This is a genomic window from Frigoribacterium sp. UYMn621 (genome assembly GCF_040549525.1).
Taxonomy (GTDB): Bacteria; Actinomycetota; Actinomycetes; order Actinomycetales; family Microbacteriaceae; genus Lacisediminihabitans.
Map to the genome: position 1 here is coordinate 1 of NZ_JBEPTM010000016.1, position 26,689 is coordinate 26,689.

At 66.3% G+C, this 26,689-nt stretch carries 22 protein-coding genes; 12 read left to right on the forward strand and 10 right to left on the reverse strand.

The genetic code is table 11. The features are described from left to right. Nucleotides 1-303 precede the first annotated feature (303 nt). The 6 genes from ABIB54_RS16125 to ABIB54_RS16155 all read right to left on the reverse strand — a co-directional run bounded on the left by ABIB54_RS16125 (nucleotide 304) and on the right by ABIB54_RS16155 (nucleotide 8,191). Entirely contained in the window at nucleotides 304-1,287 is a 984-nt protein-coding gene (locus ABIB54_RS16125; RefSeq protein ID WP_354576547.1) for a sugar-binding transcriptional regulator, read from the reverse strand. Nucleotides 1,288-1,551: 264 nt separating this feature from the next. After that, nucleotides 1,552-3,672, reverse strand: coding sequence for an alpha-galactosidase (locus ABIB54_RS16135; protein ID WP_502917151.1), 2,121 nt, complete (start codon nucleotides 3,670-3,672; stop codon nucleotides 1,552-1,554). A gap of 46 nt (nucleotides 3,673-3,718) precedes the next feature. Continuing rightward, nucleotides 3,719-4,639 carry a carbohydrate ABC transporter permease gene (locus tag ABIB54_RS16140; RefSeq protein WP_354576548.1) on the reverse strand — a complete coding sequence of 307 codons (921 nt, stop codon included), beginning with the start codon at nucleotides 4,637-4,639 and terminating at the stop codon, nucleotides 3,719-3,721. After that, entirely contained in the window at nucleotides 4,639-5,592 is a 954-nt protein-coding gene (locus ABIB54_RS16145; RefSeq protein WP_354576549.1) for a carbohydrate ABC transporter permease, read from the reverse strand. Before ABIB54_RS16145 ends, ABIB54_RS16140 begins: the two co-directional genes overlap by 1 nt. An 11-nt stretch (nucleotides 5,593-5,603) precedes the next feature. Then, nucleotides 5,604-6,911, reverse strand: a complete 1,308-nt coding sequence (locus ABIB54_RS16150; RefSeq protein ID WP_354576550.1) for an ABC transporter substrate-binding protein — start codon at nucleotides 6,909-6,911, stop codon at nucleotides 5,604-5,606. Nucleotides 6,912-7,138: 227 nt separating this feature from the next. Next, nucleotides 7,139-8,191 carry a LacI family DNA-binding transcriptional regulator gene (locus tag ABIB54_RS16155; protein ID WP_354576551.1) on the reverse strand — a complete coding sequence of 351 codons (1,053 nt, stop codon included), beginning with the start codon at nucleotides 8,189-8,191 and terminating at the stop codon, nucleotides 7,139-7,141. 129 nt (nucleotides 8,192-8,320) lie between these two features. Here ABIB54_RS16155 and ABIB54_RS16160 point away from each other — a divergent pair, with 129 nt between their 5' ends. Beyond that, nucleotides 8,321-8,767, forward strand: coding sequence for a MarR family winged helix-turn-helix transcriptional regulator (locus tag ABIB54_RS16160; RefSeq protein ID WP_354576552.1), 447 nt, complete (start codon nucleotides 8,321-8,323; stop codon nucleotides 8,765-8,767). A 74-nt stretch (nucleotides 8,768-8,841) separates the two neighbouring features. Next, a complete protein-coding gene (locus tag ABIB54_RS16165; protein ID WP_354576553.1) occupies nucleotides 8,842-9,282 on the forward strand; it encodes an OsmC family peroxiredoxin in 441 nt (146 codons plus the stop codon). A gap of 34 nt (nucleotides 9,283-9,316) precedes the next feature. Here ABIB54_RS16165 and ABIB54_RS16170 read toward each other — a convergent pair whose 3' ends face one another. Genes ABIB54_RS16170 through cofG form a run of 3 tightly spaced genes read right to left on the reverse strand, consistent with a single transcriptional unit; the run spans nucleotide 9,317 to nucleotide 14,072 of the window. Continuing rightward, a complete protein-coding gene (locus ABIB54_RS16170) occupies nucleotides 9,317-10,810 on the reverse strand; it encodes a flavin-containing monooxygenase (protein ID WP_354576554.1) in 1,494 nt (497 codons plus the stop codon). Beyond that, nucleotides 10,807-11,664 (reverse strand): alpha/beta fold hydrolase, encoded by an 858-nt coding sequence (locus ABIB54_RS16175; protein ID WP_354576555.1) that lies wholly within the window; start codon nucleotides 11,662-11,664, stop codon nucleotides 10,807-10,809. Before ABIB54_RS16175 ends, ABIB54_RS16170 begins: the two co-directional genes overlap by 4 nt. Next, a complete protein-coding gene (cofG, locus tag ABIB54_RS16180) occupies nucleotides 11,661-14,072 on the reverse strand; it encodes a 7,8-didemethyl-8-hydroxy-5-deazariboflavin synthase CofG (RefSeq protein WP_354576556.1) in 2,412 nt (803 codons plus the stop codon). Before cofG ends, ABIB54_RS16175 begins: the two co-directional genes overlap by 4 nt. Before the next feature lie 189 nt (nucleotides 14,073-14,261). Here cofG and ABIB54_RS16185 point away from each other — a divergent pair, with 189 nt between their 5' ends. The 9 genes from ABIB54_RS16185 (at nucleotide 14,262) to ABIB54_RS16225 (ending at nucleotide 24,576) form a co-directional block, all read left to right on the forward strand. Beyond that, a complete protein-coding gene (locus ABIB54_RS16185; RefSeq protein ID WP_354576557.1) occupies nucleotides 14,262-17,357 on the forward strand; it encodes a glycoside hydrolase family 2 TIM barrel-domain containing protein in 3,096 nt (1,031 codons plus the stop codon). A gap of 91 nt (nucleotides 17,358-17,448) precedes the next feature. Further along, on the forward strand, nucleotides 17,449-18,756 hold the full coding sequence (locus ABIB54_RS16190; RefSeq protein WP_354576558.1) for an aminotransferase class V-fold PLP-dependent enzyme: 1,308 nt from the start codon (nucleotides 17,449-17,451) through the stop codon (nucleotides 18,754-18,756). Beyond that, nucleotides 18,753-19,202, forward strand: coding sequence for a Fe-S cluster assembly sulfur transfer protein SufU (sufU, locus tag ABIB54_RS16195; RefSeq protein WP_354576559.1), 450 nt, complete (start codon nucleotides 18,753-18,755; stop codon nucleotides 19,200-19,202). The genes ABIB54_RS16190 and sufU overlap by 4 nt, the downstream gene beginning before the upstream one ends. 209 nt (nucleotides 19,203-19,411) lie before the next feature. Next, on the forward strand, nucleotides 19,412-19,720 hold the full coding sequence (locus tag ABIB54_RS16200; RefSeq protein WP_354576560.1) for a hypothetical protein: 309 nt from the start codon (nucleotides 19,412-19,414) through the stop codon (nucleotides 19,718-19,720). Nucleotides 19,721-19,736: 16 nt separating this feature from the next. Next, entirely contained in the window at nucleotides 19,737-21,119 is a 1,383-nt protein-coding gene (locus tag ABIB54_RS16205; protein ID WP_354576561.1) for a DUF2254 domain-containing protein, read from the forward strand. A gap of 144 nt (nucleotides 21,120-21,263) precedes the next feature. Continuing rightward, on the forward strand, nucleotides 21,264-22,439 hold the full coding sequence (locus ABIB54_RS16210; RefSeq protein ID WP_354576562.1) for a low temperature requirement protein A: 1,176 nt from the start codon (nucleotides 21,264-21,266) through the stop codon (nucleotides 22,437-22,439). Nucleotides 22,440-22,926: 487 nt separating this feature from the next. Beyond that, entirely contained in the window at nucleotides 22,927-23,439 is a 513-nt protein-coding gene (locus ABIB54_RS16215; RefSeq protein ID WP_354576563.1) for a helix-turn-helix domain-containing protein, read from the forward strand. After that, a complete protein-coding gene (locus tag ABIB54_RS16220) occupies nucleotides 23,440-23,991 on the forward strand; it encodes a PIN domain-containing protein (protein WP_354576564.1) in 552 nt (183 codons plus the stop codon). It begins immediately after the preceding gene. A gap of 447 nt (nucleotides 23,992-24,438) precedes the next feature. Next, entirely contained in the window at nucleotides 24,439-24,576 is a 138-nt protein-coding gene (locus ABIB54_RS16225; RefSeq protein WP_354576565.1) for a hypothetical protein, read from the forward strand. Nucleotides 24,577-24,772: 196 nt separating this feature from the next. Here ABIB54_RS16225 and ABIB54_RS16235 read toward each other — a convergent pair whose 3' ends face one another. Continuing rightward, complete coding sequence (locus ABIB54_RS16235; RefSeq protein ID WP_354576566.1) at nucleotides 24,773-25,507, reverse strand: hypothetical protein; 735 nt, start codon at nucleotides 25,505-25,507, stop codon at nucleotides 24,773-24,775. Between the two features lie 145 nt (nucleotides 25,508-25,652). Here ABIB54_RS16235 and ABIB54_RS16240 point away from each other — a divergent pair, with 145 nt between their 5' ends. Further along, complete coding sequence (locus tag ABIB54_RS16240) at nucleotides 25,653-26,570, forward strand: SCO6745 family protein (RefSeq protein ID WP_354576567.1); 918 nt, start codon at nucleotides 25,653-25,655, stop codon at nucleotides 26,568-26,570. The last annotated feature ends 119 nt before the right edge of the window (nucleotides 26,571-26,689 follow it).

Consider the following 26,689-nt stretch of genomic DNA (forward strand, 5'->3'; position numbering starts at 1 on the left):
CCATTGAAACCCTTGGTTTTCGCCAGGGCGACGTTGGCAACAACACCCCCACCCAACAGGAGCAGGAGAAAAGTACCCACTATCTCCGAGAGAAAGATAAGACCGAGATTTTGCACGAGTAATAACTCCTTTGTTATGGACGGGTTTGTCATCGAACGTGTTTTCCATCAGGCGAGACATCGAGCCGACGCCGAAGCGGTGTTGCACCCGACTGTCGAAAGTCAATTTATGGCACGATGGTCGTTCGCCACAGGCCTATGCACAAACGTGCAATTGTCCATAAAGGCTCGCGGCGCCCGTCGGTCACAGGCCCAAGGAGCCGAGTTCGGCAAGCCGCCGGGCAAGTCCCTCGTCGACGATCAGATCGGTGATGAGACCCGCAGCGATCGCCCCCCGCAGGCTGGGAAGCTTGGCGCGGCCGGACGCGACACACACCCGTCGCGGAACTCGACGAAGCGTGTCCAGATCCGGGCCGGTGGCGCGGGAGTTGAGCGCGATGTCGCGAAAAGATCCATCGACCCGATAGAAGACGGTGGCGACGTCACCGACGACCCGTGCTTCGGTGAGGCTGCGATAGTCCTCCGCATCGAGATACCCGCCGATGTACACATGGCTCGGCACCTCGGCAAAGGGGGATCCGAGACCGAACAGCACGATATCCATCTGGGCCTGCATGTCGAGCATGCGCTTGGTGCTCCGCTCACGCCACAGTGCCTCTTTCGTGCGGGGATCGTCGAAGAATGCCGGCACCGGAAACTGCTGCACCTCGGCCGTGAAGGCCTCGCCGAAATGTCGCAGGATCTCGCTCGCATAGAGGATCCCCGTGGTCTGGTTATTTCCGGCGCCGTTGAGTTGCACGATTCGAGAGTTGTGCGTCTCTTTGGGAATCAGCTGGTGGCTCACCGCACTCATGGTCGAGCCCCACGCCACGCCGAGGGTCATATTGGAATCGAAGAACCGGTTGAGGATTCGTGCGGCCGACATCGCCACCCGCTCGAGACGATCGATGCTGCTCGTGTTGTCGGGCACGGGCACGATATGAGCCGTCAGCCCGAACTTCGTGTGAAGCTCTTCCTCCAATTGGGAGGCTCGACCGCGCGGCGAGCGGATTTGTATGTCCACGAGTCCAGAGGCTCGAGCATGGGTGAGGAGGCGGGAGACCGATGAGCGTGAGGTGTGCAGTTCGCTCGCAATCGCCTCCATCGTGAGGTCTTGAAGGTAGTACATCTGGGCCGCCTGCAAGGCGATCTCGGATCTGTCGTCCAGGGACTCTTCGGGGTGTGGCATGGCTCCCGATCTCGCACATTCGTGCATGGTCTGTGTGAAAACGTGCTCGGCAGAAAACATCCTACGAAATCGAGCGCTGCACATTTGTGCAACCTTGCGCCATGGCGCTCCGTCTCAGAACTGTTCGATCCCGCCGCCTGGCGAGCCATCGCCCGGGTCGTCTCCAACCGACCGGTGGCGCGAAACGCCTTCCGGCCCGGGACCGTCGACGAGCTGTGCCGTGCTCTCGACGGCGCCAGGCAGAACCCGAACCCCGGAGCGGATCTAAGACGACCCGCGCGGAGCCTGCACCAGGTGGATGAGCACTCCCTGCTCGGGATTCAGCACGGGCATGGGAAGACCGACCTCGGCGAGGAACCGCCCGGTCGCGGTGAATCCGTCCGGGATCCAGCTCACATTGCCTCGACTCCCATAGGGAGAGGTTGCGGAGGGGAAGACGACCGTCACCTCATAGCTCATGTCGGGGTTCAGTCCGGGGAATCCCGCCCGCCCCGGCACCTCGTCGAAGGAGGTGGCGACGCTGACGAAGGAGAAGATCGCTTCCGAACCATCCTGGGCGACCGACCCACCCAGCAGGTAGGCCGGGTCGACGAGGTCGGCATGCACCGCACTGCCGGAGTGGATCAGCGCGCGGTGTTTCTTGTAGAGCGCTACCGCTTCGCTGAGCTCGCGCAGGTCCGACTCGGTGAGGGTGCGCACATCCCACTCGATGCCGAAGTGGCCGAACATCGCGGTGATCGCCCGGAACGACAGCGAGTGTGTGCGAGCCGTCGTGTGTGAGGTGGTGGGCCCCACATGGGTTCCCACGAGTTCCGGGGGCAGGATCGCCTGCGTCCAGCGTTGGATGGTCTGCCGCTCGAGAGCATCGTTGCAGTCGGACGCCCAGACCCGGTCCGTGCGTTCGAGGATGCCGAGATCGACCCGAGCACCGCCGGAGGAGCAGCTCTCGATCTCCACCTCCGGATGAGCGCGCCGGAGCGCATCGATCAGCCGGTAGGCGGCGAGAGTCTGCTCGTGAACCGAGGGCGCACCGTCGTGCCCCATCTCGGTGAGATCGCGATTCTGATCCCACTTGAGGTAGGAGATCGCGTTGTCGGTGAGCAGCGCGTCCAGGCGATCGAAGATGTAGGCGAAGGCATCCGGATTCACCAGGTCGAGCACCTGCTGGTGGCGCCATTCGACCGGGGTGCGCCCGAGGCCGGCACCGCTGACCCAGTCGGGATGCGCACGAATCACATCGGAGTCCTCGTTCACCATCTCCGGCTCAACCCACAGGCCGAACTGCATGCCCCGGGAGCGCACCGCGTCGATCAGCGGGGTGAGGCCCTGCGGCCAGACGTCCTCGTCCACGTACCAGTCGCCGAGCCCCGCCTTGTCGTTTCGACGGTGACGGAACCAGCCGTCGTCGAGCACGAAGCGCTCGACCCCCAGAAGCTCCGCCCGATCCGCGAGCTCGATCAGACTGTCGAGATTGTGGTCGAAATATACCGCTTCCCACGTGTTGAGTACCACCGGACGCTCGGCCGAAGGGTGCTGAACGCGCGAGCGGAGCCACCGGTGGAAGGTGTCTGTCACACCGTCGAGCCCGCGGGAGGAGAAGGAGGCGTAGGTCCAGGGCGTCTCGTACGATTCACCCGCGGCGAGCACAATCTCCCCGGAGCCCAGCAACTCGGCGTTGCCAATCAGTGCCGGGCCGGTGGGGGTCTTCTCCACCGCGGTGACCCGGTTGCCGCTGAATCCGAAATGCGTGGCCCAGACGGAGCCGGACCGGTTGCCGAAGCCGGCCGTGCCCACCGCAGTGAACAGGGACGAGTCGTGGCCGGGGCGGCCGTGGCGGTATTCACGCAGCCAGGTGCCCTGGCGCAGTGACTGGCGCTGCGGATGCTGCTCCCGGCACCAGCGACCGGTGAGGTCCAGAATCTCCGCGGCACCGAGCCCTGCGGGCAGCGTGGTGCTCAGCGACTGGAGGGCGTAGTCCTCCGTGCCCACGTTCGTGAGGGTGCTGCGGATTCGCAGCATCCCCTCCTGCCCGAGGTGGAACTCCACGGTGAGCGAGAGACCGGCGGCCGCGTCGGCCAGGGTGACCTCGTGGCCGTCGGGGGCGAGGGCGCGGGATGCGGTGGTCACCAGCGCGGCAGAGAACGCCCGGCCCCCCGAACGGTGGCCCTCGAGAGCGGGTCGACCGCGCCATCCGCTCGAAGCTTGCGGCACGAGATGTTGGGCATGCGGATCGTCGAGCGCGGAGTGGGCGACCGGTCCGGCGGAAAGCACCGCCGGGATCGCCTCGCCCAGGTCGGCTCCCCAGTGCACGATGACCGGAGTCTCACCGGACAGGTCGAGCACGAACGCCGATCCGCCGCCCCTCAGGTTGACGATGTCGCTCACGCGATAGCGCCGTCGGTGGGAAGACGAGACGTGTGAGTGAGCATTCTTATCCCTTACTGGCCCCGAGCGTCAGCCCGGCGACGAATTGGCGCTGGAGAGCCAGGTAGATGATCAGAGTGGGGATCACCGTGATGATCGCCCCGGCCGAGAGCAGGTTGTAGTTGGACAGGAACTGCCCCTTGAGGTTGTTCAGCCCGGTGGTGAGGGGAAGCATGTCCCCGCTCTGAATGAACAGCAGCGGCCAGAAGAAGTCGTTGTAGATGAAGATGACTTCGAGGGTTCCGAGCGCCGCGAGCGCCGGGCGCGTCAATGGCATGATGATCGACCAGTATTGGCGCCAGATACCGGCCCCGTCCACGAAGGCCGCCTCGGTCATGTCGGCGGGCAGCGCCTTCATGTAGTTGGAGAGCACGAATGTGCAGAAGCCCACCTGGAACGCGGTGTTCACCGCGATCACCGCGAAGTAGGTATTGAGAAGGCTTCCCGATCCGCTCACGCTGTACGGCAGCTCGAAGTGCTTGAACATCTCGAACAACGGGGCGGCGAGCACCTGAGGAGGCAGCAGGTTTCCGGCCGTGAACATGATGAGCAGCGTGACGTTGAACTTCCAGGTGAAACGGCTGACGGCGAACGCCATCATCGACGCGAAGAACAGCGTGAGGATCACGGTGGGAACCACGATGATCGCGGAGTTGAAGAGGAGCTTGCTGAAGCCGCCCTGGTTCCACGCGGTCACGAAGTTCGCGAAATTGAAGGATCCACCGAAGCTGAAATAGCCGTACTTGTCCGTATCGGCCTTCGGGCGCAATGCGGTGAAGACGGCCCAGCCGAGGGGGATGAGCCAGACCACCGCCATGATCATCAGGAAGACATGCGTGCCGTAGTGAGGGCGCTGGACCGATCCCACCTTGTTCGGCGATCCCGACCGAGCGGGAGCTTTCGGTGGTCGCGTGGTGACTGTAGACATTAGGCGTCCTTCTTGAAGGTACGGCTGAGGTAGATGACGATCGGCACGAGCGAGACCACCAGCAGGATCACGGCGAGAGCCGAGCCGACGCCGATGACCTGTCCCTCGCCCACGAGGTTCTGAATCACCAGTGCGCTGATGAGTTCCAACCCGTTTCGACCACCGTTGATGATGTAAACGATGTCGAAGGCACGCAAGGACTCGATGATCGTGATGACCACGATCACGATGTTGATCGGGCGCATCACGGGGAAGACGATACGGAAGAAGGTCTGCACCGCATTGGCTCCGTCGAGCGAAGCCGCTTCGCGCAGAGCCGGATCGACGCCCTTGAGGCCCGCCAGATAGAGGATCATCACGTACCCGGCATGGCGCCAGGTGGCCGCGATCAGCGCGGCCCAGATGTTGATGTTCGGGTCCCCGAACCAGTCGATGGCCCGCGGGGTGCCAGAGGTGCCGAGCAGGAAGTTGAGCAGGCCGTTGTTCTGGGAGTAGAACAGTTGCCAGATGACCCCGATCAACACGAGCGAGAGCATCACCGGAGCGAAGAAGATGCTCTGGTAGATCCGCGAACCACGGATGTTCTGGTCGAGCAGAATGGCGAGCAACAGACCGATCGGCGTGGCGATCACCGCGAGGAACACCAGCCACAGGATGTTGTGCTGCAGGGCCGGTATGAACGGGGGGTAGTCCTTGAACACGAACTCGTAGTTCGCGGTACCGGCCGGCCGGATATCGGAGAACGCGAGGCCGTTCCACCGCACGAAGGACAGGAGGATGGACAGCACCGTCGGGATCCAGATGAACACCAACTGGATCAGAGTGGGAATCGCCACCATGACGGCGAGCACGATCTTGTCTCGACGAGTGAGCAGGCTGTAGCGGCGACGAAGCCGGCCAGGAGCTTTGACGCTCCTGGCCGGCGCGAACGCGCCGATGGGGGTGTCGGCCATTGTGAGTTCTCTTACTGGGCGGCGTAGAGCGCTTTTGCCTGCGCCTCGAGGTTGGCGGTGTCGATCGTGCCGTCCTTCAGGAAGCCCTGGAGCGCGGGGATCATGACGTTGTTCGCCATGGCCGGCAGCGCATCCCGGTCGAAGAACTGGCTGATCGACTTCGCGTTGCCGATGACATCGGCGAGCTTCTTGTTGAACTCGCTGTAGCCCGAGGTGTCGGCGCCCTTTACCGTCATGAGGTTCGACTTGTCCACGGAGAAGTACGCCTCCTGGCCGGCTGCGGTGCCCATGAACTGCAGGAGCGCCTTCGCGGCCGGGTTGCTTCCCCCCTTCTTCGAGAGCATGAGGCCGTCGATCGGGGCCTCGACCGCGGTCGTGCCCTCCATGGCGATCTCGGGGAACGGGAAGAAGTCGATGTCGGCGAGCACCGTGGCATCCGTGAACTGCTGGGTCACGAAGGAGCCGAGCAGGTACATGCCCGCCTTACCCTCGCCGAGCAGCTGCGCGCCTTCCTGCCAGGTGAGGCCGAGGGCGTTCGTCGACTGGTAGGGCAGCAGCTGCTTCCAGTTGTCGAAGACGTCCTTGACCTTCTTCTGGTCCCAGGACTCTTTATGAGCCGTGAGGTCCATGTGGAACTGGTAGCCGTTGGTGCGCATGTTGATGTAGTCGAACGTGCCCATGGCGGGCCAGCCGTCCTTGTCCGCGAACGCGATCGGCACGAGCCCATCGGCCTGCATCTGCTTGGAGAGCGTGATCAGGTCGTCGAACTTGGCCGGCACCGTGTAGCCCTTGGCCGCCCAGACGCTCTTGCGGTAGAAGAAGCCCCAGGGGTAGTTGTAGTTCGGCACGAAGTACTTCTTGCCGTCGTCGGCAGTAGAGGCCTTGGTGAGGCCCTCGCTGAAGTTGCCACCGATCTTGTCCCACACGTCGTCGATCGGGGCGGAGAGGCCCTTCGCCGCGTAGTAGCGCATGCGGTAGCCGGCGAACCAGGTGAACGAATCATCCGGGCTGCCCTGAAGGTAGGTGTTGATGTTGTTCTGGAAGTCGTTGTGCGCGACCGTGTTCGTCTTGACGGTGTCGCCGGTCTTCTTCTGGAAGGCCTCGACGACCGCCGCGTACGCACGCTTCGGCACATCGTCCGAAGCGCCCGATCCCAAGGTCGTGGTCTTGGATCCGCTGCCCGAGGGGGTGCTGCCGCCCGGGCTGCAGGCGGCCAGCATGCTGATTGCTGCCACACCGACTCCGCCCGAGAGCAGTGCGCGCCGATTGAGCTGGCTACTACTGATGTTTCCGAGAACGCTCAACTTGTCTGAGGTCATCGTTATTACTCCTTTGTAATGTGCCGTGCTGTGAAAATCAGGACAGGTACAGACTGGCCCTCGTGACACGCGTTTCGCTAGGGACGATCTTCCTCACGCGCGTCGGGGACCGATCGGTGCGTCCAATATACGCCCGCGGCGCCCTCTCGTCTACACCAGTAGATTGAACACGTGAAAACTCAGGTTCCGGTCGCGTAACGATCGATGCGCGGCCGTGAAGCGATCGCTTAAAGAGGGATGCAGCCGCAGGATTGGCGCACGATCAGCTCGGCGGTGAATGACCGGTGCTCGGGTTTCGCGCTGGCGGGGCGCCCGAGGGCGGCGATGGCGGCTCCCGCCATCTCGTCGACGGGCTGACGCATCACCGTGAGGGGCGGCCAGCTGAATTCCGACTCCGAAGACCCGTCGAAGGCGACGACGGCCATGGATCGCGGAACATCGATGTGCGCCTCGTGGAGGGCACGGAGAAGGCCGATCGCCAGGAGGTCGGAGATCGCGTAGACGGCGGTCGGTGGGTTCGGATCGGTGAGAAGCTGCATGCCGGACTGGTACCCGCCGTTGCGCCCCCACTCCCCCCGCACGACGGGGCCGAGTGGCAGACCGGCGGCTCGAAGCGCATCCTCCCACCCCAGCTCGCGGGCGGAGGTGGTCAGCCCGCCCGGGAGCCCGGAGATCAGGCCGATGCGACGATGTCCGTGCCAGATCAGGTGCTCCACGGCGACCCGTGATGCTTCCCGAAAGTCGACCCCGACGCTGGAGAATCCCGCAAGCGGTTCGGACCGGTCGAGCATGACCACCCGCACATTCGCCTCCCGGGCACTGTCGAGGTTGGGCTCGTCCTCGGTGCTCCCGAGCAGGAGGCCGTCCACCTGTCTCGCCACCAGCTTCTGCACCTGCAGGTGCTCCTGGCCCTGCACCAGCGCGGAGTTGGTGAAGATCACCGACAGGCCCTTATCGGTGGCGGCCTTCTCGATCGCCCGCGAGAACTCTGCGAAATACGGGTTCGCGGTGTCCGACAACACCAGCCCGACGAGCTCGCTGACTCCCAGCTTCAGGGCGCGGGCCGCGGCGTTCGGCCGATAGCCCAGACTGCTGATCGACTCGAGCACCCGGGCACGCGTCGCCGGAGCCACGTTTCGCGGCCCCTCATTCACCACATAGCTCACGACGGCGGTGCTGACTCCGGCGTGATCCGCCACGTCTTTGCGCGTGATCGAGGGGCGATCCTCCCGCAGTGAGGGCATGGCATCCATTTCGGCATCGAGTGAGAGGTTGGGCACTCAACTTGGCCACATACTACCCTCGCCTCGATGGCGAGCTGGATCACGATCGCGGTCGGCCCGCGGTCGGCCAGAGGTACTATCAGATTGTGCACAATTTAATTGGGCACAATGTAGTAGCCTGATCTCATGACCGCCACCGCTGCATCCGCCCCTCGGCTCGACGAGCAGATCTGCTTCGCTCTCTACAGTGCGTCTCGTGCTCTCACCGCCCGCTACCGGGAGCTGCTGGCGCCGCTCGGCGTCACCTATCCGCAGTACCTCGTGCTGATGGTGCTGTGGGAGCGCGACGCCATCACCGTGTCGGAATTGGGCGAGCGTCTGCAGCTGGACTCCGGCACTCTCTCCCCCCTGATTCGCCGGCTGGAGAGCGCCGGGCTCGTGATTCGCACGCGCCGCAGCGACGACGAACGCGCCGTCGAAGTCACCCTCAGCCCAGCCGGAGCGGCGCTGCAGGAACGATCCGCCGGAATCCCCGATCAGATCTGTGCTGCCACGGGTTTCGACCTCGAGCACATCGCCGCTCTGCAGTCCCAGGTCACCGAACTGGCCGCGCAGGTGCGCGGCTCCCGCTGATCCCCCTCATCCCCACCGATCCCACTGACGGGGCGGGCGGACTCGCCGCTCGCCATCACGAAAGAGAGAAATCAATGCCCACTCGCACCGCACGCACCGCATGGAATGGCAGCTTCGAGACCGGTGGGGGCCAGGTCGAGCTCACCAGCTCCGGCATCGGAACCTACGACGTCTCCTTCCCGAAGCGTTCCTCCGAAGACGCCAACGGATTCACCAGCCCAGAGGAACTCCTCGCCGCGGCGCACTCGGCGTGCTACGCGATGCAGTTCTCCGCGGTACTCGGTGCTGCCGGGGGCACGATCGAAGCCCTCGATGTGAAGGCGGATGTCTCCCTCGGCGCCGACCCGGCTGGCGGATTCAAGCTGACGGGCATCCACCTCACAGTTCGGGGAGAGGTGACCGGAATCGACAGCGCGACCTTCCTCGCCGCCGCGAACGACGCGAAGTCCGGATGCCCCGTGAGCAAGGCCCTCACCGGCGTCGACATCACGCTGGACGCGCAGCTCGAGGAGTAACGACTGTTCGCACCCCCACGGGGCCGCGCTCAGGTCAGTCCACCACCGTCACCGGTGCGGACCTGACGCGGTACCCGCGGGGATCGAATGACCCGACTTCATCGCGAAAGGCGAACGCGAAGTCCGGCCAGAGCAGCGTGAGGCGATCGCTGCGGTCGTCCACATACCAGCTGCTGCACCCGCCGGTGAGCCAGACCGTGCTGGCGCTTCGCCGGTCGAGCTCCCGCACCCATGCGTCCTCCGCCTCCCTCGAGACCTCAAGGACCTCGCCAGTGACGATCTCGAGATGGTCGAGCGCCCCGAGGATGAAGGAGATCTGGGTCTCGATCATGTGGACCGCCGAATTGTGGCCGAGGCTCGCATTCGGACCATCGATGACGAAGAGGTTGGGAAATCCCGCCACCGTGGTCGACGCGTGAGCCACCATCCCCCGGCTCCACCGCTCGGACAGCGCGATGCCGTCTCGCCCGATTACCCGGGTCGCGAAAGGGGGTTGGGTGCTGTGGAATCCGGTGGCGAGCACCAGCACGTCGAGTTCGTGGGCCGCACCGCTCGCCCCGATGGCGGTGTTGCCGGTGAGTGACTCCAGTGCCGACGATTCCAGTTGCACTGCTCCGGACGCGATCGCCGGGTAGAACTCGTCGGAGAGGGCTACCCGCTTACACCCGATCTCATAGGCGGGAGTGAGGCGGGCGCGCAACACGGGGTCGGCCACCTGCGCGGCGAGGTGGCCGAGCGCGACATCCCGAAACGGTTCCACGGCATCCGGCAAGCCGATGCGCTGGGCGAAGCCGGCCTCGGCATCCCAGAAGAGCCGCGATCGCAGTCGTTCGATGGCCCCGGGCACCCGCTCGAGCAGACGTTTGTCGGAATCGGAGTAGGCGCGGTCGGCGCGCGGCACGATGTAGGCCGGGGTGCGCTGGAACAACACGACGGAGTCGGCGACCCTCGCGACATTCGGCGCGATCTGGATGGCTGATGCCCCGGTTCCGACAATTCCGACACGCTTTCCGGCGAGGTCGACGCCGTGATCCCAGGCCGAGGAGTGGAACACCGGCCCGTCGAAGTCGGCGAGCCCGGGGATCACGGGGATCCGCGGCTCGGAGAGGCGGCCCGCCGCGACGATGAGCACCCGGCAGACGTACGAGCCGGTTGTCGTCTCGAGGTGCCAGCGCGCGGAATCCGCCTGCCAGCGCATCTGGCTCACCTCGGTGCGGAACCGGAGGTGCGGCAGAAGGCCCTCCTGGCGCGCGGAATCCTGCAGATACCGCTGGATCTCCGAGCCGTTGGCGTAGAACCGCCCCCAGTCGGTCTTCGGGCGGAATGAGAACGAGTAGAGGTGGGAGGGGATGTCGCAGGCGACGCCGGGGTAGGTGTTGTCGCGCCAGGTGCCCCCGACATCATCCGCGCGCTCGAGGATGAGAAACGTCCGCTCCGTGTCCCGCGCGAGCCGGATGCCCATTCCGAGGCCGCCGAAGCCCGATCCGACGATGATGGTGTCGACCTCGATCGGCTCGATCCCGTTCACGGGTGGGCCTCTTCCCGCACGGAGCCGGCGCGGAGCCTGGCGGGGTGAGAGACGAACTCGCGAATCACCGCGAGCACTTCCGCCGGGCGCTCGGCAAGCACCGCATGTCCGCTGTCGATCTCCGCATAGCGGCAATTCGACAGCGAGGCGAAGACCTCGAGCGCCCCGTCGACGCCGGCGATGTCGTCGTGGGTGCAGCCGACCACCAGCGTGGGAGCGGTGAGGTGCGGGAGCGCCTCTGTGAGGTCGGAGTCCGCGAAGAGCGACATCTGGGCGGAGGTGGCACCGTCCTTCGAAAAGGGCTCCGGGCTGTGCTTCTCCAAGAACATCGCACTGTGGGCGGAGAAGATGTCGAGGACTCGCAGCGCGTCGTCACCGGCGGCGTCGAGGTGACCCCGCAGCGCCGCGAGCATCCGGTGCCGACGGGACGCATGCACGACCGGAGTCACCAGCACCAGGGACGCGACCACCGGATTGTCGGCCGCGAAGGCTGCCGCAACCGTCGCACCCACCGAGAAGCCGACGAGCGACACCCGGCGGCCGGGCAGCACGGCGCTGAGCACCCCTGCCAGCTGGTCGACCAGGCCGTCAAGGCGGCCGGATCCGCCGCCGTAGCCCAGATCGACCGCCAGCACCGGCCGAGTCCGGGCGAGGAGGGGGAGCAGAAACGAGAAGTCGCTCGCCGCAGTGCCGCCGATACCGGCCAGGAGGACCACCGGGTCGACGGACTGCCCACCGATGCCGTGCTCGTCGATGCCGCGCGCGTCGATGCCGCGCTCGTCGAAACCGGAGATGGTGCAGAGGACGTCCACGCCTCCGACGTTCACCGTGCGAATCGTCGCTGCGCTGCTCATGGCACCGCGCTCGGCAGCGGCGCCTCCGCGCGGGGCTCGAGGGTCAGCATCCGCGCGCCACGGCGCGACCGCCGGGGTGGGATGTGCCGCACCGTCGCGTAGCCGGTCGTGCGCTGGCGCAGCGGGCGACCGAGTTCCGCCGCGATCGTCTGCACCTCGGCGAGAGACAGCTCACGATGGGCCTCCGCGCCGGCCGTGCGCGCGAGAGTGCCACCGAGAAGCAGGCCGCCGAGGTCGTCCGCTCCCCCACGGAGCACCGCCTCAGCGCTGGCGAGGCCCAGCTTGGTCCAGGCCGCCTGGATGTGGTCGATGCGACCGGTCAGCATCAGACGGGCGACGGCGTGCAGTGCACGGCTCTGACGCAGACTCGGGCCAGGGCCGGCCACGGCAGCGACCGTCGGCGATGCCTCGAGCGGCAGGTACGGCATCGGGATGAACTCGGTGAAACCCCCGGTCTCATCCTGAAGTCGGGCCAGCAGGCGCAGGTGGGCCACCTGGTCTGCCGGCGACTCGATGTGGCCGTAGACCATAGTCGCGGTCGTGCCGAGACCAAGCGAGTGGGCGGTGCTGATGACCTCGATCCAGGACTGCACCGGCGGATCGGTGCGGTCGCTCAGCACGGCACGGATGCGGTCATCGAGGATGCGTGCTCCGGTGCCGGGGATGCTGTTCGCACCGGCGGCTCGCATCCCCGTGATGAACTCCCCGACACTCTTCCCCAGGCGGGCAGCCGCATTCACGATCTCGACCGGTCTCAGGGAGTGGATGTGCAGCTCGGGCTGGGCCGCACGGATGGCACCGATGATCTCGAAGTACGCCCCGTCGAGCCCGTCCGGCACCGCTCCCTGCAGGCAGACCTCCGTCGCGCCGAGGGCCCGCGCCTCGTCGGCGAGCGCGCGGATCAGGGCGAGATCGAGCGAACCGCCCGTCGACCGCTCGGGGTCGTAGAACGAGAGGTCGAGATTGCGATTGATCACGAAGGAGAGCTCGTCACCGACCGTGGACCGGCGCAGCTCATCCGCGATGCCGGCCAGACGCTCGAGGTCGGCACCGTCGGCACCGAGAAGAGCCACATAGTCGGCGTCGGCGAGCGAGGACGGGGTGAGCTCTGCGGCATCCAGAAGCTCGGACAGAACACCACCCTCCCCCTCGGGTTCGGCGACCCAGGGCCGCCCCACCACCGGGGCATCCTCCCGAGCGAGCCCACTGGCCGGCTCGGTGAGGGCCCGCACCGGGGTGCGCAGTCGCGAATCGAGCCAGGTCTGCTCGTCACGGAGGTAATCCGGATGCGCCGTCAACCGCTCACGGAGGTCGAACCCGCCGTCCCGCGTGAGCCGAGCGAGAGTCTCGAGCTCCGGCCAGGGGCGCTCGGGGTTCACGTGGTCCGGAGTCAGCGGGCTCACACCGCCCCAGTCGTCGATCCCGGCGCGCAGCAGCAGGCCGAGCTCCTGGGCGTCGGTGAGGTTCGGGGGCGCCTGGATGGTGGCATCCGGTCCCATCACGATGCGTGCAACTGCGACGGCCGCCACATACTCCTGAAGGGCCAGATCCTGCTCGTTCTGCATGGCCGTGCGCGGCTTCGCCCGGAAGTTCTGAACGATCGTCTCCTGGATGTGTCCGTGACGTTCGTGGGACCGGCGGATCTCGAAGAGGGCCTCAGCGCGCTCCGCATCGTTCTCACCGATGCCGAGCAGAACGCCCGTGGTGAAGGGGATCCGCGAACGGCCGGCATCCTCGAGCACCCGGAGTCGGATTGCCGGGTCTTTGTCGGGCGAGCCGTAGTGCACCCCGCCCTTCTCCGACCACAGGCGGGTCGCAGTGGTCTCGAGCATCATGCCCATCGACGGTGCGACCGGGCGAAGCCGCTGCAGCTCCGACCAGGACATGACTCCCGGGTTGAGGTGGGGAAGCAGTCCGGTCTCCTCGAGCACGAGAATCGCCATCGCACGGATGTAGTCGAGCGTCGACTCGTAGCCGTGGTCGTCGAGCCACTGGCGTGCGCTCGGCCAGCGGTTCTCCGGGCGGTCACCGAGGGTGAAGAGCGCTTCCTTGCAGCCCATGGCGGCGCCCTGCCTCGCCACCTCGAGGATCTCGTCCGGCGACATGAACACGGGGATGTTGCGCTTGGCGAGACCACCGGGGGTGTCGACGAAGATGCAGTAGTGGCAGCGGTCCTGGCACAGCTGCGTCACCGGGATGAACACCTTTTTGGAATAGGTGATGATTCCCTCGCGGCCCGATCGCGCGAGGCCCTCGTCGCGCAGCCTCGAGGCCACGACCAGCAGCCGCTCCAGGTCACCACCGCGCGCGCCGAAGAGCAGTTCGGCGTCGCGCTGGTCGGTGACCTCCGAGTTCTCCAGGCGGAGGAGAGCGGCGGCAAGCTCGGAGGACAGGGCGGGTTGTGGCATGGGAGACCTTCAGAAGAGTGAGGTGTACCAGCGCTCAACAGAACGCACACAGCCCAAATCCAGGCTCGATGATGACTCGCTCCCAGCCTACGCGCCCGGGATGCTCATCGTTTCAATCGGCTTCTCCGCGAGTGCCAGACTTGATCCCGCGCGACGTTCGGTCGATGACCACTATGTGAAGGAAAGACAATGACGTTCTCCCCCGCCTATCTCACGGATCGTTCGCCCGGATTCGGTGGACGAACCCCGCGGTCATGGCTGCATTCGGATGCCCCGCGGCTCGATCTGACCGGCGACTGGGCGTTCCGCCTGCTGCCGACGGCGCATCCGGCCGGCGAAGACGCCGATGCCTTCGCGCAGCCGGAGACCGATGTGGCCTCGTGGGATCGCATCCCGGTACCGGCCTCGTGGGTGCTGGTGGACGACGGTCGCTACGGGCGCCCCATCTACACGAACGTGCAATTCCCCTTCCCCGTCGATCCGCCGTACGTGCCCGACGCGAACCCCACGGGCGACTACCGTCGCAGCGTCGACCTCGCGGCGGACTTTGCGAGCGATGCACGCCTCATCCTGCGATTCGACGGGGTGGAATCCGCCTTCCGCGTGTGGTGGAACGGCCACGAGGTCGGGGTCGGCAAGGGCAGCCGTCTCGCCCATGAGTTCGACGTCACAGATTTAGCGACCCCCGGCGAGAACATCCTCGCCGTGCGGGTGCACCAGTGGTCGGATGCCAGCTACGTGGAAGACCAGGACCAGTGGTGGCTGCCGGGCATCTTCCGCGACGTCTCACTGAGCGCCCTCCCGGTGGCCGGAATCGACGACGTCTGGCTGCGCACGTCGTGGCAGGGCGGCAGCGGCTGGATCGACCCGGAGGTGCGAGCGCTCCGCGAGGCCTACCCCGTGCGACTGGAGGTGCCGGAGCTCGGCATCGACGTGCAGTGGCCGGATGAGGACTCAGTGGCGCCGATCGCTGTGGAGAGTGTCGAACCCTGGTCCGCCGAATCGCCGCGGCTCTACGAGGCGAAGGTCTCGACGGCCGCCGAGAAGATCAGCCTCCGACTGGGCTTCCGCACCGTCGAGATCATCGGCGACCAGCTGCTCGCAAACGGTCGCCGCCTCGTCTTCCACGGCATGAACCGTCACGAGGCCCACCCTGATCGCGGGCGCGTCTTCAACGAGGAGCACGCGCGCGAAGACCTCGCGCGCATGAAGCGCTTCAACGTCAACGCGATCCGCACCAGCCACTACCCGCCGCATCCGCGCCTGCTGGACCTCGCCGACGAGCTCGGACTCTGGGTGGTGTTGGAGTGCGACCTCGAGACGCACGGCTTCGAGGGCGGTGGGGCAGGCAACAACTGGACCCACGGTGCCGATGCCGTCGCCGAGCGCACCAGCAGGCTCACCGCGCGCGACCAGGGGCACGCGAGCACGGGGGCCGGCGCCTGGGCGGCCAACCCCAGTGACGACCCGGCCTGGCGTGGCGCCTATCTCGACCGCATCGAGCGCACCGTGGAGCGCGACAAGAACCACGCGAGCGTCATCATGTGGTCGCTCGGCAACGAGTCGGGCACCGGAGCCAATCTCGCGGCGATGGCCGCATGGATTCACGACCGTGATGCCAGCCGCCCGGTGCACTACGAGGGCGACTACGCGGGCGCGTACACCGATGTCTACTCGCGCATGTATTCCTCGGTGCCCGAGACGGAGTCCATCGGCCGCGACGACACCTCACTGCTGCTCGGATGCTCCACCGCCGAGTCCGCCCGCCAGCGCACCAAGCCCTTCCTGCTCTGCGAATACGTGCACGCGATGGGCAACGGGCCGGGCGCGATCGACCAGTACGAAGACCTCGTCGACCGCTACCCGCGACTGCACGGCGGATTCGTGTGGGAATGGCGGGACCACGGCATCCGCACCCACACGCCGGACGGCGTCGCGTTCTTCGGGTACGGCGGCGACTTCGGCGAGGTCGTACACGATGGCAACTTCGTGATGGACGGCATGATCCTCTCGGATGACACCCCGATGCCGAGCCTGTACGAGTACGCGGCGGTGGTGGCTCCCTTCCGCTTCACCGTCGCCGCGGACCTCGGCAGGGTCGATATCCGCAGCATGCGGCACTCGCTCGGCTCCGATGATGTCGAATTCGTCTGGCGGCTGGAGCGGGACGGCGTCGAGTCCGCGTCCGGCACCCTCGACGTCCCGGCGATCACGGCCGGCGAGACCGCGTCGGTGGACCTGCCCTCTCTCGACCCCGAAGCGGATGGCGAGAGCTGGCTGACCTTCGAAGCCCGGCTGCGGCACGCCACGACCTGGGCCGAAGCCGGCCACGTGCTCGCCCTCGGCCAGCACGACGTGACCGCACGGGCGCTGGCACCCCAGCAGCGGGTTCCGCGCTGGAGCGTCGGCGGCGCCTCCTCCGGAGTCACCAGCCTCGGGCCCGCCTCCTTCTCGGATGGCCGGCTCACCGCCATCGGAGACCTGGCCGTCGACGGTCCGGAGCTCACCCTGTTCCGGGCCCCGACGGACAACGAGCTGCGTTCCGGTCCGGGAAGCTACGACCTCGCCGACCCCGCCGTTCACGACCGCGGACTGCCCGCACCCGCTCTCGCCGAGATCTGGCACTCCGCCGGGCTCGACCGGCTCACCAGCCGGGTCGTCGAACGCGAAGAGGGTCTCTCCGGCATCCGCGAACTGCGGCGCTGGGCCCCGGCCGCCGGTCGCGAGAGCGTCTATACGGATGTGCGCTGGCACGCCCTGGACGACTCGCTGCTGCTGACCGTGGAGATCGAGCCGTCGGCGGGCTGGGACATCATCCTGCCGCGCATCGGCCTCCGGTTCGCGCTGCCGCTGGAGCTGGAGCAGGCGAGCTGGTTCGGCACCGGTCCCTTGGAGTCGTACCCCGACAGTGCGAACGCGGCGCGGGTCGGCAGCTTCACGAGCACGATCGATGAGCTCAACGTGCGCTACGCCCGCCCCCAGGAGACCGGTCACCGGCCGGGTCTTCGTCAGCTGCAGTTGAGCGGAGCGGCGGGACAGCTGAGCGTCGAGGCCATCCCGGACCACCGCGGTCGTCGTCCCGGCTTCAGCGTCGCCCGACACACCGCGGAGGAGGTCTCCGCGGCGGAGCATCCCTACGAGTTGCCGACGCCGACGCGCACGTATCTCTACATCGATGCGGCCCAGAACGGACTCGGCTCCCGCGCCTGCGGTGTGGATGTCTGGCCCACCCATGCGCTCCGGCCGGAGGCGAGAACCCTGCGGCTGCGTTTCGCGCGCAGCTGAACGCGTTCCCGGGCGGTTGGCAGGCACCGCATCCGATCGCCCGGGACGCGCGGTTAGCATGGGAGGGTAGAGAAATCTGAGGCCGTCCACCATGCCCACCGTCACCGCGCCCGCATCACCGCACATCCTCGCCCCCGCTGAGATCAGCGCCATCCGGGCCGACTTCCCGCTCCTCGACCGCGAGGTCAACGGGCGTCGCCTCGTATACCTCGACTCCGGCGCGACGTCGCAGAATCCGCGTGCCGTCATCGCGGCGGAGCGCGAGTATTACGAGAATGAGAACTCGGCTGTGCACCGAGGCGCGCACACTCTCGCCGCGCTGGCGACGGAGCGATTCGAGGACGCCCGTGCCACGGTAGCCCGCTTCGTCGGTGCGGCCGAAGACGAGATCGTCTGGACCTCCAATGCCACCGAGGCACTGAATCTCGTCGCGTACGCGATCGGCAATGCCACCGCCGGCCGCGGTGGAGTTGATGCCGAGCGCTTCCGCCTGACGCCCGGTGACGAGATCCTCGTGACCGAGATGGAACACCACGCCAACCTCATCCCGTGGCAGGAACTCGCGGCGCGCACGGGCGCCGTACTGCGCTTCATCCCCGTGGCCGATGACGGCACACTGCGGATGGATGAGGCGGCTCGGCTCGTCAACTCGCGCACCCGAGTGCTCGCCTTCACCCACGTCTCCAACGTGCTGGGCGTCATCAACCCGGTGGCGGAGCTCGTCGCTCTCGCCCGCTCGGTGGGAGCGCTGACCGTGCTCGACGCCTGCCAGTCCGCGCCGCACCTGCCCCTCGACCTGAGCGCGCTCGGTGTGGATTTCGCGGCATTCTCGGGCCACAAGATGCTCGGGCCCACCGGTATCGGTGTGCTGTTCGGCCGCAGCGAGCTGCTGAACGCGCTTCCGCCCTTCCTCACCGGAGGGTCGATGATCACCACCGTCACGATGGAGAGCGCCGAGTACCTGCCCTCGCCGCACCGTTTCGAGGCGGGCACCCAGCGGGTCTCGCAAGCCATCGCTCTGGCGAGCGCCGTCGACTACCTCGAGCGGGTCGGGATCGACCGGATCGCCGCGCACGAAACCGCGCTCGGACAGCGCCTGGTCACCGGACTCGCCGCGATCCCGGGCGTGACTGTGCTCGGCCCCGGCGTGGGGCGAGAGCGGGTGGGACTCGCCAGTTTCGACGTCACCGGCGTGCATTCCCACGACATCGGCCAATTCCTGGACGACCGCGGCATCGCGGTCCGCGTCGGCCACCACTGCGCCCAACCGCTTCACCGTCGGCTAGGGATGACGTCCTCCACCCGCGCGAGCGCCTACCTCTATACAACCGAGGACGAGGTCGACGAGTTTCTCGACGCGCTCTCGGCCGCTATCACCTTCTTCGGAGTCTCCGCATGAGTTCAGCCATGGAATCCCTCTACCAGGAGGTCATCCTCGATCTCTCACGCCGCCCGCACGGTCGCGGCCTCGAGGATGACGCGACGGCCGAGTCCCATCAGGTCAACCCGACCTGTGGCGACGAGATCACCCTGCAGCTGCACCTCGAACCGGGCACGGATCGCGTCCGCGCCATCCGGTGGGAGGGTCACGGTTGCGCCATCTCCCAGGCCTCTGCGTCGCTCTTCTCCGACCTCGGGCCGGGGCTGACGACAGCGGAGCTGAAAGACCGCATCGAACTCTTCCGGGTCGCGATGCGCTCGCGCGGCGAGATCGAACCCGATGAAGAGCTTCTCGGTGACGCGGTCGCTCTCGGCGGGGTGTCGAAGTACGTCGCGCGGGTGAAGTGCGCGATGCTGGCGTGGGTCGCCGGCGAGCAGGCGATCATGCTGGCCGACGCGGCCTGAGCTCGCGTCGCCCGGTCGGCGCTCTCGCCTCGCGCGGCCGCCAGCGCTCGTCCGATAATCGGCGGCGCGGATGTCGGCGTCCTTGAACCTCGACCGGAGACATGGGCGGACAGACGGGACCACATCAGAAGGGGTCTGTCAGCAGAGAAGTACCGAAACGCCGCCGAGAGGCCCTGCGCCTCCGCCCTGCCTCTCGATAAGGTCGATCTATGGATGCAGCTGGGCACGACGACATCGAGTACGAACAGAACGGCCGCCGGGCGATGGTTCGATACACCCCCGAGGACGCGGAGTGGAACATCTTCGCCCCCTCGGGCGTCTACGTCGCCACCTTCGCCGAAAGTCCTTCGACGCAGGCGGGTGACGCCGAGGCGCCGCTCTACCAACTCATCGCCAACCGAACTTCCCCTCGCGCAGCAGAGAGCGACGACCGGTCGTCGGACTGGCGCGGGCTGGTCGAGCGCGCCCTCATCGACTTCGACGGCTTCGCAGGCGCCGATGACCTGACCGGCGAATGAGCAGGCGGACGAGCGGATGAGGCCACGCCGCATCCGGCTCCCGTTCGCGCGGCTCCTCGAATCGATCAGGTCGAGCCTGTGGCCGATACCCGTGATAGCCATCGTCGCCGCGGTGGGCATCGGCCTGCTGCTCCCCTGGCTCGATCGCTCGGTCGACAGCGTGCTTCCGGAGGGGATCGACGCGGTGGTATTCAACGGTGGCGCCCAGTCGGCTCGATCGGTGTTGTCGTCGATCGCGGGTTCGCTCATCACCGCCACCTCCCTCACCTTCTCCCTCACGGTGGTCTCGCTGCAGTTGGCGAGCAGCCAGGCGTCCCCGCGTGTGCTGAGGCTATTCGCGCAGGACAGCGTCGTGCACGGCACCCTCGCCCTCTTCCTGGGAACATTCGCGTTCACCATCATGACGCTGCGAACCATCCGCGATCCGTCCCTCGACAGTGCCGCGATCGTTCCGCGTCTGGCCGTCACGCTCGCCCTGATGCTCACGCTCGCGAGCGTGCTCATGCTCGTGTTCTTCCTCGCCCATCTCGCCCGGCAGCTGAGGGTCGAGACGATGCTCAAGGACATCCATGCCGAGACGGACCGCACGATCGCCCTGGTGAGCGAGGCGAACGAGGAGTACAACGCCTTTCGCGGGACTGTGTTCCGGCAAGCCCCGAACCAGCCGGTGGCGGCCCGGTCGAGCGGCTTCATCACCCGATACGACCGGAGCGCCGTGGTGGCGATCGCCGAGCGGCACGGGCTGGTGGTTGAGGAGCTGAAACTCATCGGCGAGAGCAGCATCTCGGGGAGCGCGCTGCTGCGGTACCGGCGGACGCGACAATCGTCCGGTCACGATGAGGCCATCGAAGACGAACTGCGCGGTGCGTTCAGCATCGACTATGAGCGCACCTCGGCACAGGACGCCGACTACGGCGTCCAGCAGATCGTCGACATCGGAGTACGCGCCCTGTCCCCGGGTATCAACGATCCGACGACCGCGCTGCACGCCCTCGCTCACCTCGCCGCCTTGCTGTCGGATTGCCTCGCGATGCCGCAGCCGCCACCTGCGCTGGCCGGCGAGGATGGCGCGTTGCGCGTGCTCACGCACGCCCGTTCCCGTGCGCAGACCATCGAGGGCACGCTCGGGCAGATGCGCCGCTATGGCGCGGCGGACTTCCCCGTGGTGAAGCGCATGCTGGACCTGCTCGACGACCTGCTGGTGGTGCATCCGGAACGCGACATCGCGACGGCGGTCGAGACGCAGCTCGACGCCTTGTCTGCGGCCGTCGAAAAAAACGGGTTCGGACGCGAGGAGTCTCGCGTGATCGCCACACGCTCCGCCGAAGTGCTTCGGCGCGCCCGCGCACTCACGCGGCGGAGGCCGGCAGCCAGGGCGGCGTGGCGTTCCCGGACCTGAGCGTGAGGATGCCGCGGCCCGGTCTGGGACGTTCGCGGGCGACCCCCGCTGAAGGCCACCGCGCGGCGGTTTCCCGCAATGTGCGCACAGGTCTCCGCCCGTGCGTGATGATAATGCGGTGATGTCTATCAGGAGGTGCGTGCGATGTCCCTGACACCGACGGTCGTCCGCCCGGGTCGCCGGGTGCACTGGCTCGAACTCTTCTTCGACCTGGTGATGGTGGTCTACATCGGCCAGATCGCCCAGGTCATGCACGGCGATCCCGGATGGATGGATGCACTCGTGTTCGTCGCGTTTCTGGGCGCGGCCTGGTGGGCCTGGGTGAACGCGACGGTCACGATGAACCTGTTCGGTGCGCGCATCACCCGTTCCACCTGGGCTGCGGTCACGATCGCCATGATCGCGATCGGCGTGATGGCGGCGGCCGTGCCTGAGGCGCTCGGCGATCGCGCCGCCGCCTTTGCGGTGGGCAATGCCGTGATCCGGCTGGTCTGGGTGCAGCCCTGGTTCTCGAAGCGCCGGACTATCGGCGTTCCGTGGTGGCGGCCGGTGCTCTACAGCGTGGTTCCCGCCTCCCTGTGGCTCGTCTCGATCTGGGTCGCCCCACCGTGGCAGTTCGTCCTGTGGGCGATCGCCGTGGCCATCGAGATCGCGCTGCTGAGCTTTCTCGGCGGGCAGCAAGAGTGGCTGCGAACGGCTCTCGACATCGATCACCTGGTCGAACGCGTCGGCCTGCTGGTGGTGATCGTCTTCGGTGAGTCGATCCTGACCATCATCTCGGAGCTGGATGGACACTGGAGCGTGTTGTCGGGCGTAGCGGCCGTCCTGGGGTTCGCGTCGGTCTCCCTGCTGGCCTGGATCTACTTCGGCCATGCCACCTCGGCCGTTGAGCGCGGTCTGCGAGGCCTGCTCCAGCGCGGGAGCATCACCGGGCTGCGGGACACGGTGATGTATCTCCCATTTCTCCTCGTGGCCGGCGTCACCCTGTTTGCCACGGCACTCGGCACAGCCGTGGCCGAGGCCGGACACCATCTGCCCACCGGAGCCGTGATCAGCCTCAGCGCCGGCATCAGTCTCTTCTTCCTCGCGAGCGCGGCCGAGTCGCTGCGCTATGGCGCACCCTGGCGCCAGGTCACGCTCTGGGGTCCAGCTGGCATCCTTCTGCCCTGGGGATTGGCGCCCCTCTCGAACTACGTCGATGCCGAAGTCGTGGTCGCTTGCTCGACCGCGGTCATCGCCACAGCGCTCGCACTCACCGAGATCAACGTCCGGCACATGCGCGCGGTCCCCGAAAAGACGGAAAGCGCGGCGGTGACATAGATACGGACGCCGAGCCTGCTGAACGGCGAACCATCGACGATTGAGGGGCGGTCAAACCAAAAAAGCCCCGGAGAACCGGGGCTGAAATGACCTGCTAAAGCTGGGGTACCTGGACTCGAACCAAGAACAAAAGAACGGCTTTTCACCGCGTTTTCGTCTGGAGCGTTCGAGCCTGCCACGTCCGCGTAAACCCCGGAAAATCAAGCTTTCCGGCGACTAAATACAGTCACAGGTTAGCACTGGCTGCGGAACGATACCGGCTGTTTCTGGTACTGAAACGGGATATTTTGTCCTCAATTTTGTCCCGCGCACTACGCCGCCAGAACTGACGGCCGTCTGGCGGGGAGGACCTCGGTGCTATCGCAAGAACGCTGGGGATGAGCAGCGAAGCTAACGAGGCAAGACCCGTCCGCTGAAAGGCGATCGAGCCGGAGGGATCCGTTTACTAGGCCTATACCTTTTCGGATATTTCGAATAGACTCAAATTGTGACTACAGCCGCCATCCCCCAGAATCGCAATCGCGAAGCGCGCACCTATCTCCCCGAGCAGGCTCGCGAGCTTCTCGAGTTCGCGCACGCCATCAACGGCATCGACGTCTCTGCTCGGCAGTCCGGTCAGGCGATGTTGGTCGGCCCGGATGGCGTCCAGCACATCATTCCTTCCGAGCTTTTCGAGGTGTTGGAGGTCGCAGCTCGTCACCTGGCACTGGGCGACGGCGTGACGATCATGCCGAACGCCGCGAAGCTCACTACCCAGGAGGTGGCGGACTTTCTTGGCATGTCCCGCCCGACACTCGTGAAGCTGCTGGAGGCCGGCGAGATGCCCTTCGAGACTGTGGGGCGCCATCGACGCGTTACCCTCCGCGACGTGGTCGCCTACCAGGAGCGAGCCCGCTCAGAACGGCGCGCAACCCTCGGCGAACTCGCACGGGACGGCATTGCCGAGTCTCAGCCCACCGGTGTACCGAACCTCAAACGCATCGCCGAGATGGAGAGCTGATTGGCGACCTTCCCGGCATTCTTCGACACGAACGCGCTCTTCGGCTTCCACCTCAACGATGTCTTCCTGGCACTTGCTGAGCGGAGCGCATTTCGACCACTCTGGTCGGCAGACGTACTCGAAGAACTACGACGCAACCTGAAAGCGTATGGGATCGACAGCGGCCGGGTTGAACGCCGCATCGCCGCCATGATCCACTCGTTTCCCGACGCCACGGTCACCGGATACGAACATCTGGTCGCCACGATGACGTGCGATCCGAAAGACCGACACGTTCTTGCGGCCGCCGTCCGCGCGAACGCGGAGGTACTCGTCACCTTCAACCTCAAGGACTTCCCCGCAGCGAGCGTGGCCGACTACGACATCGAGATCGTTCACCCCGACGACTTCCTCCTCGACCAACTCGACCTCTTCCCAGGCCTCACCGCCGGAACGATCCGACAACTCGTCACCGACTATTCACGCCCCGAGATCTCGATGAACGACCTGCTCGTCAGACTCGCAGACGCCGGCGTGCCCCGCTTCGCCACTGAGGTGCGCACACACCTCTAGTCCAGAACGGACCGAATCGATGTTCTGAGGCGCACTGGGGGTGGCAAGACTACGAGACAAATGTTGTTCACCTCCTTAGTTCGCAACACTCCGACGAACTACGGACACAAACGACAGTCGAATCTCGCTCCGGATTGCAGATCGTCACGTTCCGTGACGTTCGTTGATCAGAAGCGAATGAGACCCTCGCGTCTGACGGTGGTGCCAATTTGGCATGGCCGCAACATTGCCCATTCCCGGTCGCCTAGATTTCCGCGCCGCAGACCAGTGGCATCTGCCCACTGAAAGCATGGTGATGCTCTCCATCGGAAGTCGGGTGACGCGATTCAAACATTTCAGCGTGTGCGCGGGTAGAGCAACAGGGCGATCACAACCGCGGTGGCAGCCGTAACCCCGGTGGTCCAGCGGAGGACCGCGGCGAGATCCTTCTTGTATTACCACGGGGTGATGAGCCCCGCCAACGATCCGGTTGTGACGGCACCGAAAATGACGGAGAGCCAGACCGCGATCCGCGTTGTGCTGCGCTGGTATCTGGTCGTGATGCTGAAGGCCACCATCTCGAGTCGATCGATCACTGCATTGTAGAGGTCTTCGGCTTCCCACAGTCGTGTTGCTCGAGCAGCAGCGCCCCGGCGAGCCTCTGCAGCGCGGCGAGGGTGGGGAAGACCCCGACGACATCGGTGCGGCGTTTGACCGATCACCCCCAAGCCCGCCGCCCGTGCGCTCGCGCAGTTGGCTTCGGAGCGGACTCGACTTGGCCAATAGCCGAGGGGGCAGCCGTTTAGCGGATGACGACGGGAAGGAGTTCTCCCACTGTTGTCCCCTCGGTGCGTGACCAGACCAGGACTGCAGCAGCCAACGCGAGGCACGAGCCGGCGAGGAGCTGAGGGCCTCCCTGCCCGGTGATCAGGGAACCCAGGGACTGGAACGCGCGGCCTTTACGAGCCAGGGCGAGAACGTTGACCGCAGCGCGTTTCCCGAACCAATGCCCGGCCGGCAGGCGGATGACCTGAGCCAGTGTCACCGGTGCGCGCGCGTCCCGGCCGGTGAGCCAACTGTCGAGGAGGCCCAACGCGAGCCCGATACAGCTGGAGACTTCCGGAACAGAACCGTCGGGTGACTCCGGCTGCGCCCGCTCAAGGAGAATTCCCGCACGCTTTGTGTCATCGTCCGCAATGGCGGCCACGACCAGCATCAGTAGGGCGATCGCCTGATCCCGGCGGGCGCCAACCGGAGTGAATAATTCCCTGTTCCGCCGTTCGACCGCCTTCGAAAGCGCCCGGTTGAGAGCATCCATATCGGTCACGTCATTGATCTCGACACCGTCCTCTGCCAGCAACGGAGCAAGTTCCCGCATCAGCTCATCCGCCATCCCCGGCTTCATCTGAATCCTAGGTAAACCCAGAGCCGATTCCGGAGCGTTTCGCCGCATGTCTGCCATGCCACCATCTTCCCAGCCCAGGCCATCATGTGGGAGCCCCGGGCCACGGCCCGACCAACCGAGGTGAAACGTCATAAGCGGGACCTCATCGGGGACCAATTGCCGCGCGCCGAGGGCCCCGCGCATCAGCGGTCGGCGCAGAAGATTCGCGGCCCGCCCGTGCGCAGTCTCGCCGCAACCGACGGCGTAGTGTCGTGTTTGGCCACAAGGAGGAGGCACGATGACAGCACGAGAGCACGTCGTTCGCGCACTTTGGACGCTCTTCGAGCCGATCCACGCGGTGAGTTACTTCGCGCAGGAGGCTCGCGAGGAGTTCGCCGCCATCGGGCTCACCCGCTACTGGGATGGCTACTTCGCTGGCCGTGCCGCACCACTCGGGACCGTGCCGGCCGCACCGGTCGTGGCCATCTTCAATGGCTTCTCCCCTTCTCTGGTCGGTCGCGCGCTGCCGGCGGTCTGGTCCGTCGCATCCGTCGAACGGGTGTTGGATGCGCGTTCCCGCGGCGCCGCAGCCGCCCTCCGCTCGGTCGTCGCCGACGAAACGCTCGTCGCTGAAGCCGCGGCCGCTCTCACGCCGGTCGCTCACATGATTGATGTTGCGGGTCGACCGCTTGCCGCCGCGAACCGGGCCACGCCCGAGGAGTCGGACCCGTACCGCCAACTCTGGCGTGCGGCGACGATTCTGCGCGAGCATCGCGGCGATGGGCACGTCGCCGCTCTGCTGGGTGAAGGCATCGCCGGGCTGGCATCAATCGTGCTGCGCAGTGCCGTCGACGTCGATGCGGCGACGATGAGGCGAGCCCGCGGTTGGAGTGACGCCGAATGGGATGCGCAGGTCGAGGATCTCATGGCCCGCGGGTTACTGACCGCGAGCCATGAGATCACCGCGGCTGGGTCGGCCGCTGTGGACAACGCCGAACACGTCACCAACCGGCTCGCGGAGCGCCCCTGGCGTGCGCTCGGCGACGATCTCGCCCAGAGCGCGCGCCTGATCGCACCGATCGCGCACGCGTGCGGCAGGTTCTTTCCGTACCCGAATCCGATCGGGATGCCGCAGCCGTGGAGTCCGGACGAGGACCCGGGTGCGGCGGCCGTTCCTGAGGTACCGGTCGAACCACCGGGCAAGCTGGCTCTCTAGCTGGCGCTCCGTTCGAGGCCACTCGCACGTGGGCGCATGCCCTGCGCGCGCCGTCGTGAGATCGTGGGCGATGCTCAGTCTGTTCGCCCGCTTGCGCGCCGCGTTGACCGATCGGTACG